Annotated in this window: 8 protein-coding genes and 1 pseudogene; all 9 read left to right on the top strand. The window is 32.3% G+C overall.

Going from position 1 to position 10,499, the window contains the following annotated elements:
- Positions 1 to 645: 645 nt before the first annotated feature.
- Positions 646 to 2,538, top strand: a complete 1,893-nt coding sequence (locus X925_RS09840; RefSeq protein ID WP_121959849.1) for a hypothetical protein — start codon at positions 646 to 648, stop codon at positions 2,536 to 2,538.
- 308 nt (positions 2,539 to 2,846) lie between these two features.
- Positions 2,847 to 3,614 carry a hypothetical protein gene (locus X925_RS09830; RefSeq protein WP_121959847.1) on the top strand — a complete coding sequence of 256 codons (768 nt, stop codon included), beginning with the start codon at positions 2,847 to 2,849 and terminating at the stop codon, positions 3,612 to 3,614.
- Positions 3,615 to 3,632: 18 nt separating this feature from the next.
- Positions 3,633 to 4,169: a hypothetical protein gene (locus X925_RS09825; protein ID WP_121959846.1), complete on the top strand. Its 537-nt coding sequence runs from the start codon at positions 3,633 to 3,635 to the stop codon at positions 4,167 to 4,169.
- Positions 4,170 to 4,278: 109 nt separating this feature from the next.
- Complete coding sequence (locus tag X925_RS09820) at positions 4,279 to 4,566, top strand: hypothetical protein (RefSeq protein ID WP_146026702.1); 288 nt, start codon at positions 4,279 to 4,281, stop codon at positions 4,564 to 4,566.
- Between the two features lie 21 nt (positions 4,567 to 4,587).
- Positions 4,588 to 6,678 (top strand): RecQ family ATP-dependent DNA helicase, encoded by a 2,091-nt coding sequence (locus tag X925_RS09815; RefSeq protein WP_121959844.1) that lies wholly within the window; start codon positions 4,588 to 4,590, stop codon positions 6,676 to 6,678.
- Entirely contained in the window at positions 6,675 to 7,697 is a 1,023-nt protein-coding gene (locus tag X925_RS09810) for a DNA-processing protein DprA (RefSeq protein ID WP_121959843.1), read from the top strand. The genes X925_RS09815 and X925_RS09810 overlap by 4 nt, the downstream gene beginning before the upstream one ends.
- A gap of 238 nt (positions 7,698 to 7,935) precedes the next feature.
- On the top strand, positions 7,936 to 8,652 hold the full coding sequence (locus X925_RS10570) for a TerB family tellurite resistance protein (RefSeq protein WP_304465928.1): 717 nt from the start codon (positions 7,936 to 7,938) through the stop codon (positions 8,650 to 8,652).
- 778 nt (positions 8,653 to 9,430) lie between these two features.
- Entirely contained in the window at positions 9,431 to 10,246 is an 816-nt protein-coding gene (locus X925_RS09800; RefSeq protein ID WP_121959842.1) for a DarT ssDNA thymidine ADP-ribosyltransferase family protein, read from the top strand.
- A 61-nt stretch (positions 10,247 to 10,307) separates the two neighbouring features.
- Positions 10,308 to 10,499: pseudogene (locus tag X925_RS09795) on the top strand (macro domain-containing protein); the annotation flags it as partial.

Below are 10,499 nucleotides of genomic sequence, written 5' to 3'. Positions count from 1 at the left end.
GAAAAGGTAGAAAGATTTAGAAAACTACTCAAACAAAAGGGTATTGGAAAAAATAAATACGCCCTGTACGTTCGCAAATACTTTTAATTCATATAAAGAAGATGAAAATTGGACTGATTCAACAGATAATTAATTTTAATATTGAATCATACTAAGAGCTTCATAATGTGACTGCCTGTTGATAACATGAAAGTACAGTATTTTCTTCCACAAAAGATGTCTGTCGACCTCCAATAAGGTCAAAAATCCAGGAGATCGACAGATTTTTCTTCAAAACACAAATTTTGCTAACTTGTGCTTAACGTTTTTTCCCCTAATGTTTTAGAAACACTTTCCAACTCTCATTTGCGAAGCAAATGACGTTTGTCTCTTAGTCTACCTTTAAGGAATAAAAACTACCTTTAATTTCATGCTACGTTATTCAGACATAGCGAAAATATTTAATGAAATTCAATAGCAATTGATGTATAATCTTTTTGACAATTTATTTTAGTATTATTTTTTAAGTCTTACATCTGTGCATATTATATAAAGAAAAAAACTAAATATAAGTATAAAATTGAATATCCCAATGTTGTTTAAACACTAAAGAAAGTTAGGCACACAAAATTTTTGTTAGACAATATTATACAAGGGGGTTAGCATATGAAACGTATCTTATTGTTTTCTCTATTTTTTCTTCTAATAACTACAGTTTTCAGTACAACAAAATGTACAAACAATGAGGTAGAAGACATAATAGTTGCGATAGAAATAAAAGAGTCAGATAGGATAGATATATTTGATGTAAGTAATCCAGCAAATCCAAAGCATTTGTCACATCTATATTTAACATGTGCAGAGGATGTTTATGTAAAAGGCTGTTATGTCTATGTTACAGTCAGAGATAGTAGTTATTGTAATAGTGGTTTAGTAATAGTAGATATAAGTGACCCAAAAGAGCCAAAAGAAGTAGGTTATTACAATACAATATATGACGTTGAAAGTGTTTATGTGAAGGACAATTACGCCTACATTACAGCCCGGTATAAGGGCTTGATGATAATAGATGTAATCAATCCAACAAAACTACAAGAAGTAGGACATTGCAAAACAGTAAATAGTGCAGGAGAAGTTTATGTAGAAGATAACTACGCATATGTAACAAGTTATTCGAGTGGTTTAGTAATAGTAGATGTAAGTGATCCAGCCAATCCACAAAAAGTAGGTTATTACGATACAGCAGATGATGCATCAAACGTTTTTGTGAAGGATAATTATGCATATATAACAAACGTTAATGATGGCCTAATAATAATAGACGTAAGCGATCCAACCAGCCCAAAATATTTGTCACATCTGAAATTGGGAAGTACCTGGAGTGTATATGTAAGAAACAATTACGCGTATATAGCAAATGGATACAAAGGTTTAACGATAATCGATGTAAGTGATCCAACTAATCCACAAAAGGTGAGTTGCTACAATACACAAAAAACTGGTCACTACAATATGTCGCATGAGACACGTGATATTTATGTGAAAGGCAACTACGTATATATGGCAGACGGATATAATGGCTTAGCAATAGCAGATATAAAAGATCCAACAAATATAATCGATCCAACAGGGCCACAAAAAGTAGGTAGTTATGATACTCCAGATAAAGCATGGGGTGTTTTTGTAAGAAACAATTACGCATACATTGCAGATAATAAAAATGGTTTGATAATCGTGGACATAAGTAATCTAAAAGAACCAAAAGAAATAGGTCATTGCGATACGATAGGTAATGCAGAGGATGTTTTCGTAAAAAACAACTATGCATATGTGGGAGATTGTAAGAACGGTTTGGTAATAATAGATGTAAGCAATCCAACGGAACCAAAAGAAGTGGGACACTACGATACAAGAAGCTCTGCAGAGGGAATTTACGTAAAAGATAATTATGCATACGTTGCAGATGATTCGAATGGTTTGGTGATAATAGATGTAAGTAACCCAACAGAGCCACAAAAAGCAGGATATTACGATACAATAGGCGATGCAGAAGATGTTTTCGTAAAAGATAACTATGCATATGTGGCTGATGATTGGAATGGTTTGGTGATAGTAGATATAAACGATCCGAAAGAACCTAAAGAAGTTGGGTATTGCGATGCAACAGATCGAGCACTAGGAGTTTACGTAAAAGATAATTACGCATATATAGCAAGTGGATGTAATGGCTTAGTGATAATAGATGTAAGCAATCCAATTAATCCACAAAGGATAGGCTATTTTGATACGATAGATAAAGCATGGAATGTTTTTGTAAAAGATGGTTATGCATATGTGGCGAATGGATATGACAGTTTAGTGATAGTAGATGTAAGCGATCCAACAAATCCACAAGAAGCAGACTATTACAATACCTCGGGTGAAGCTTGGGATGTTTTCGTGAAAGATAACTATGCATATGTAGCAGATTGGAAAAATGGTTTAGTAATAATAGATATAAACGATCTTGAAACAATTGATACGCATTGCTTTGCATTCTTTGAAATTAGCGGAAACTAACTTATTATAAACTTATCAGAAGGCAGTTTGGAGTAAAACAGTTAGTTGCTGTATAAACTGACTCTACCCCAGCGGTTGGGTGTTTATCTTACCTTTAAGGAAATAAATTTTGCTGGTTTGTGCAAAACTCTCTTTTCAAAATGCTTTAGAAACCTTTCTTAATCTCACTTGCGTAGCAAATGATGTTTGTGTCTTAACTATTTGGAATAAAAATTTCTTGCGCCTTATGATTATAATTCTATACCAACTGGAAGAGGAGAAAGAATATTTCATACCAAATATTAAATTTAAAAAGAGAGGTGAATAAAATGAGTGAAGATTTTGCAATATTCTTAGCTTTTGCTATATTCTTTGGAGGATACTTTGGATTAGTTCTACTTGGTTATAATTTACCATATTATCAGAATAGTGATAATATTTTGACTCCTGAAGAACAAGAAAAAATGTATAATTATTATTTTAATTATCGTCAAGATTTAAGCGATGGTGATATTAATACAAAAGAATTTATTGAAAAATATTTTTATATTGATGATAGTGTCAATGGAGATTTTGAAGGAATAGATTTTGAAGAATCAGTAGAAATGTATCAATTATTTAGTTCATTTGCACCATCTAATTTAGTTCTCATAGCTCCAAGTGAAGAACAATATGGTTTAATATCTCTACAACCACCCACTTATTTTCCAACTATAAAACCTAATTTTGGATATGGATCTTGGTTTCAGCTAACTGAAGGTCCTCTTTATATATATCCAGAAGAATATATTGAAGAATCTTATGATAATCCATTTGAAGCATTGATAGCTTTACCTGAAGATATTAATGCTATATTCAAAAGAGATCCAAGTTTTGAATTTGCGGGTGAACTTCCAGAATTTATTGATGCTATATGTTATTTACCTTATTATATTGGAGAAATTGATTCTGAGGGAAATTTAATTTATGACAAATATGACGTCCATCATGATTATCTAATAATTATTGATGGTGAAATTTATTCACATGTTGTATGGAAAGAAAGATTTGATATAAAAGTATTCCCAAATGATATTGGATTATTACATGGTTGGTAAAAAAGGAGGTAAATTGAAATGACAGAATTACAACTTGGAGCATTAATATTTGTTATATTTCTACTCCCACTTACTTTTTATGATATTGATCATGCTCAATATAGAATTGAAGATCCTATGTCGTTACCACCAATAATGGAAGAATTTTATTCTGATGTAATTGGATATCCAAGATTATCTGATAAGGAAATTATTGAAAAATATTTTTACATACACGAAAGTGTTGGTGATCTTGGTAATGTTGATTTAGAAACTTCTCTTTTGTTTTCATTTATGTATGAAAGATCAGGAAAGGATGTTATAGTTTGGAGAGATCCCGAAAAATCATCTGCTTATTCAGCAACTAATTATCTTTTATATAATATAAGATATTATGTTTGTGACTATTTTATTGATTACCAACACAACACATATGTTGAAGATCATATCGATAAACCTATCCAATTAAAATTTCTTGAAATAAACGGAAAATATTATTCCCATATGATATATAAAGAGGATGGTAAAATACAAGTATATCCAGATAATATATCAATACTCATAGAAGTTCATTGAAAAAACAAAAAGCCCCTTACACTGTTAAGGAAGAAAAACCATGTTATTAGACCTTTCCTATTATATTTTTTGGTATAATTTTTATACTATCATAAGGGAGAGAAAAAATATGGATAGAAATTCTAAATACGATCCTTTTGAAGACTATAATTGTGACCTATCAATAGATTATGACGATGATTGGGAAGAAAAAACATTAATAGTGCTACAATACAAAGAACAAGAATTAGAAGAATTAGAAGAATTAGAAAAAGCTCAATATTGGTTCGAAGATCTAGACGATTCAGAATTAATAAAATATGATCTTGATACTGAAGATCACGGTAATTATAATCCTGATTATGAAGATATTGATGATATTGAATTCATAGATTTCAACAATTACCATGATTCTTAAAAACAAAGGGGGAGAGTATGAATGAAGGAAAAAGGTCTTGCTTTATTAAAGGAGATGTTAGGACAAACAGCAGAATTTCACAATGATCAATGGGAAAGTATAGAATCAGTTTTAAATCGCAAAAAAACTTTAGTTGTTCAAAGAACTGGTTGGGGTAAGAGTATAGTATATTTCATTGCAACTAAATTGCTTCGAGAACAAGGGGCAGGTCCTACAATTCTTATCAGTCCATTACTCTCCCTTATGAAAAATCAGATAGAAAATGCAACTAAGATAGGAATTAGTGCGGAAACAATAAACAGTGATAACAATAAGGATTGGGAAAGGGTTCAACAACGTCTTTTTGAGGGTAAGTGTGATATATTGCTGCTTTCACCTGAGAGATTAGGAAATCAAGATTTTATGACAAAAATTCTGCCAAAGATAAAGGGTGGAATAGGAATGTTCGTAATAGACGAAGCTCACTGTATATCTGATTGGGGACATGATTTTCGCCCTGATTATAGAAGAATTGTAAGAATCATAAAATATCTTCCTCCTAATGTTCCTGTACTTGCAACAACAGCCACTGCAAATCAAAGGGTTGTAGAAGACATACAAGAACAGTTGGGCAGTGATTTAACAGTAATAAGAGGCCCTCTAATGAGGGAATCGCTAAGGTTGCAAACTATAAAACTTAAGGATCAAGCAGAAAGACTAGCTTGGTTATATGAAAATATCACAAAAATTGAGGGATCAGGAATAATTTATTGTTTAACGATTTCAGATTGTAATAAGGTAGCAAAGTGGCTTCGCAAAAAAGGTATTAGTGTATTAGAGTATCACACAAGGCTTTCTGAAAACAAAGAGGAAAACAGAGATCTTCAAGAAAAAAGAGAGCAATTGTTAATGCAAAATAAAGTGAAGGCCCTTGCATCAACGATAAAATTGGGAATGGGTTACGATAAACCTGATTTAGCGTTTGTTATTCATTTTCAACGTCCAGGCTCATTAGTAGAGTATTATCAGCAAATTGGCAGAGCAGGAAGAAAATTAGATAACGCATATGCTATTTTACTAAACGGCGGCGAAGATGATGATATTCAGGAGTTCTTCATTAGAGAAGCGTTTCCTTCTCAAGAAGAGATGCAGAAGGTTGTTGATTTAATTGAGAATTCTGAAAATGGACTTAGCGAAAATGAAATTCTAAAAGAATTGAATATATCACAAGGACGATTGAGAAATTGTCTCAAGCTGCTGACTATTGATACGGTCATTTCCAAAGAAAACTCAATATACTCAAGAACCATAAATCCATGGAATCCTGATTTAATAAAGAGCAAACGCGTAACAGAGCAAAGGTATGCCGAACTTGAGAAAATGAAAGAATTTGTTGACCTTAAGACTTGTTATATGAAGTTTATTTCTCAACAATTGGATGACCCTTATGCTAAAGATTGTGGAAAGTGTAGTAATTGTGAAGGTAAGAAGTTTTTCAGTGAAAAAGTTTGTAAAGATAACGTTTTAGAGGCTGTTAAATTCCTTCAAGGAGAATTTTTAGAAATTGCCCCCAGAAAGATGTGGCCAGCCGGAATTATTGCTTCCACAGCAAAAAAAATCCCCGAATCCGAGCAAAATAAAATTGGAAAAGTTTTATGCACCTATGGAGATGCTGGTTGGGGCAAGTATGTAAGACAGGATAAATATGAAAATAATACTTTTAGAGACGAATTAGTAGATGCTAGTGTCGATTTAATCAGAAATCATTGGAATATGGAAAGTGCACCAAAGTGGGTTACTGCTGTACCTTCTTTAACACATCCGGAATTAGTTAGAGGTTTGGCTCAAAGAATAGCAAAAAAATTGGGAATCCCCTATCTGGATATGATTATAAAAACAAAACAAACAAATAAACAAAAGTCAATGCAGAACAATTTTCAACAGTGTAAAAATGCGTATGACGGATTTAAGGTTATTGGTAAATGCCCGGAGGATCCTGTTCTTTTAATTGATGATATGGTTGATTCACGGTGGACTTTCACTGTCTGTGGATCATTACTCAAAAAGGCAGGTTCAGGTGATGTTTACCCCTTTGCACTTGCCTCAACATCAAAATCAGAAGGTGTTGAATGATGAATAGTTTAACAAAAGATAGTTTAGCGATTATTTTGATATGCTCTGATATTGGTCTAAATATGAAAAATGATGATAGTCTTAAACCATATACTGTTAGTCAATGGAACAAACTTTTTAAAAGACTTGAGCAGTCTTCTTTGAAAAAACCTGGGGCTCTTTTTAGCAGTGATGAGCAAGTTTGGAGCAAGGAACTAAATCTCCCAAAAGATGAAATTCTTCGGCTTAAAAAATTATTGGCAAGAGCCGGACAAGTAGGTATAGAGATAGAGCAGCTACAAAGTCAAGGCATTAACATTACCACATGGGCTGAAGAAACTTATCCTAAAAGATTGAAGGAGGTAGTAAAAGAGAAAAGTTCTCCTATGTTTTACTATTGTGGCAATTTGGACCTCTTAAAAACAAAAACTGTCGCTATAGTAGGGTCAAGAAATATCGACGAAAATGGTTTGAATTACACAAAGAAGTTTGTTACTCGTAGTGTAAAGGAAGAATTAACTATAGTATCAGGAGGTGCGAAAGGCGTAGACATTATTGCTCAAGAAACAGCACTAACTAGCGGCGGAAGTGTAATATCTGTTTTATCCGATAGTCTTTCAAAGAAGATTAAACAAAAAAAGGTTAGAGAGGCTATCATTAACGGAAAGTTACTTCTTTTTTCGGCTGTTAGCCCTAAAGCCTACTTTACGGTGTATAACGCTATGAATAGAAATAAGTATATTTATGGATTATCAAATTTTGCACTTGTTGTCTCGTCTGATGAGAATAAAGGGGGTACTTGGGCAGGGGCATTGGAAAATATAAAAAACAAATGGGTTCCACTATTTGTGAGACAAGGAAAGGATGTCCCAAAAGGCAATCAAAAACTCATAAATATGGGAGCGAAACCTTTAAATGAAGAAGTTTTAGATAATAAAAATATTCGTTTGCTTAATTGGCTAAATGACAATACAAGCATTATACAAGAAAAACAAAAATACTCGCAACCTGGCTTGTTTAACAGTCTGAGACCACAGTAACAAATTTGGTTCTCTATAACTGCCTTTTGATAGCATAGAAACAGGCAAGCTACAATCAAACTATGTTGACTTGTTTTAGTAAAAAACACTCATTATATCTTGAACAAAATTACCTACTTCAGAAATAGGCCTAGATAATGATTAACAAAAGAAAACACCTTAAAAGGGATTCAAGGGAAATAAAGGCAAGACACAATCTGTATACATCTAGAAGAGAGGGGAGGCTAATCATTAAGATATGATATGGGTTGTTATTGTGTCAATGATTAGTTACGTGTTGTTTGTAGTCATAGCAGCTACAATAAGTGAGAAGATAGAAAATCAAAGAAAAACATCATCTGAGCGCAAAAAGGTCGATTCACCGCCTTTAGATCCTACGAACGTAATCGTACTATTTGCAAAACTTGTGAGCGTGGATAATGAAGTCAAAGCCGAAGAGGTTGAACTTGTTAGTAGAATTTTTGAGGAAGAAATGGGGTTTCATGATGACCAACTCGAGATTGCCATGAATATATTTAATGAGACACTTGAAAGCAACGCTTCTCTTGAATATATCTGTTCATATTTAAAAGCGCATTTTGATTATAATATAAAACTCTGGCTCATATATACTATGTATAAGATAGCATATTCTGACAATCAGCTAGCCCCAGAAGAGGACGAGATTATAAGGAGAGCTGGATTACTTATTGGTATATCAGAATATGAGATTTCATCTGCACGTCAATCCTTTGAACCTCCCAACTATAAATCTGATGAATTACTTCAATATTATGAACTATTAGGGGTCCCTCCATCCGCCTCTGAAAGCGAGATAAAATCAGCTTATAGAAAGCTCATACATAAATATCATCCCGACAATTTTGGACACTTAGATCCAGTTGCAAAAGAACTGGCGGAAGAGAAAGTAAAGAAACTGAATGAAGCATACGAAAAGTTAATGGCACAGAATTGAGCATCGCCTTCTAAAGATGGTAAAAACCATACCCATTTCCAAATATGTTAACTACAGAAAAAAATAATAAACAAACCCCATCAAATATATGAACTCGACTTACCAAAGATAACTCAATTTAAAAAAGAGTTATAGAAAAACTCCCCATCTAACTGTCTCCTAATAACATGGAAACTACTACCCTACATTTGAGTTAGATTATTTTCCTTCCCTTAAATAATTAATAATTGTTCCAGACAAAATATATAGGAGGTGAGACAAGGGGTATCAAAGAGAAAGTCTTTGAATAAAACTACTTACATGTTTGCTACAAAATCGTTTTGAATAAAAATTATTGCGAGATAATTAAATGAAAAAAGGTGTATTAATTATTTTGATAATAGGAATAGTTTTGAACTCATTTACCATACAACACATCATACAAAATTATAAAGAAGAAGTATGGATTAAATTAAATTAAATTAAATTAAAAATACTGTGTGTATGTGTTGAAAAGAACTAACAACGATCGATAAACTTTTTATAAGCTATAGAGAGCGCCCTTATAGGGCGCTTTTTTGTTTTTGACTTTAGTAAATTGATAAGCTTGTATAACAACGATAAAATAGCGAAGAGATAATATGCAAGTATAACTGTCTTTTGATAACATGTTGCAAGCAAAATTAGTAAATACTACTTGAAAAGGCGGTGATTAACTGGTTAGTATCAAATACAAAACCTTAGAGCAACAGATTCATAAAACTGTGAAAAAGTTGACTCTACGAAGGAGGTTAGACAAATGACTTTTGACGAATTAGTAGATGAATTATCAAAAGAACCTGAGGAAATAGCAAAAGTAAAGTATGGTACGGATATAAGAACTTTGTATAATTCATATCCTGAGGAAATTGAAAATTATTTAGTTCACCAACTCGTTGATAGGACAGGCGATCGTTATTTTGACAGCTTATACGAAAATAAAATGGAAAATCAAGTAAGAAAGCCTGAAAAGATGAGCTTTTATTATATTACTTCTTTTAAAAATGTTGATAGTATTTTTGATAAAGGGATTTTTTGTAGAGAAAGAGTAGAAAAAGACCCAAATATAAAGTTTGAAGATTTCTCCGATAAAGATATCCAGCAAAGAAGAAAAGAAAAAGGACTTCACAAATATGTACCATTGCTCATAAATCCAAGGAATGCTTTACTCTACAGGTACTTAAAAGAAGGAAGAAATGTGGTAATATTAGAAATAGATAGCGAAGTGGCTAATCAAACTGGAACCTTGATTTCATATGGAAATGCTAGCTCAAAAAATGCTGAAATTTCAATTTATACAAAGCAAACCTTTGAATCATTAAATTTCGATGATATATTCAGCATTTACTGGTGGAGGGAGCCTAAGATAAAATCGATCACACAATCAGAAATACTAATTCCAGAAATAGTTGATAAAAGTTATATTAAAAGCGTCTACACCTTCTCAGAAGAAAATAAGAGAACTTTTGAAAATAAAGAAAAAATTGATAGAAAAAAGATAAAAACCCCTAAAGACTCACCAATTTTTGATATGATGTTTCAAAACGAACTTTATATTGATTGTGTTAATTTGTAAGTTCCTAATGAAAGTATGAATATATAACAGTAAAACGAATTTTCTAGAGCAGGTGAATTTTATGCAAATTGTAAAATACTCATTGTTAGAATTCTTAGAACCCGGAAACCTTCTAATAAATCCAGTGAATACAGAAGGATACATGGGAAAGGGATTGGCTTTAGAGATTGCAATAAGATTTCCCGAAACTGAAAAAAAATACAAAGAGATATGCAAAAAAGGAGAACTCAAACCTGGCGAGATATTTTTTTAC

It is taken from the genome of Petrotoga sp. 9T1HF07.CasAA.8.2, assembly GCF_002895585.1.
Lineage (GTDB): Bacteria > Thermotogota > Thermotogae > Petrotogales > Petrotogaceae > Petrotoga > Petrotoga mobilis.
This window is presented reverse-complemented; position numbering and strand designations above follow the sequence as displayed.

Bases quoted from the DNA above. Each gene is read 5' to 3' on its own strand.
- X925_RS09820 (WP_146026702.1), top strand. From the start codon at position 4,279: ATGGATAGAAATTCTAAATACGATCCTTTTGAAGACTATAATTGTGAC.
- X925_RS09810 (WP_121959843.1), top strand. From the start codon at position 6,675: ATGATGAATAGTTTAACAAAAGATAGTTTAGCGATTATTTTGATATGC.
- X925_RS09815 (WP_121959844.1), top strand. From the start codon at position 4,588: ATGAAGGAAAAAGGTCTTGCTTTATTAAAGGAGATGTTAGGACAAACA.
- X925_RS09800 (WP_121959842.1), top strand. From the start codon at position 9,431: ATGACTTTTGACGAATTAGTAGATGAATTATCAAAAGAACCTGAGGAA.
- X925_RS10570 (WP_304465928.1), top strand. From the start codon at position 7,936: ATGATATGGGTTGTTATTGTGTCAATGATTAGTTACGTGTTGTTTGTA.
- X925_RS09825 (WP_121959846.1), top strand. From the start codon at position 3,633: ATGACAGAATTACAACTTGGAGCATTAATATTTGTTATATTTCTACTC.
- X925_RS09840 (WP_121959849.1), top strand. From the start codon at position 646: ATGAAACGTATCTTATTGTTTTCTCTATTTTTTCTTCTAATAACTACA.
- X925_RS09830 (WP_121959847.1), top strand. From the start codon at position 2,847: ATGAGTGAAGATTTTGCAATATTCTTAGCTTTTGCTATATTCTTTGGA.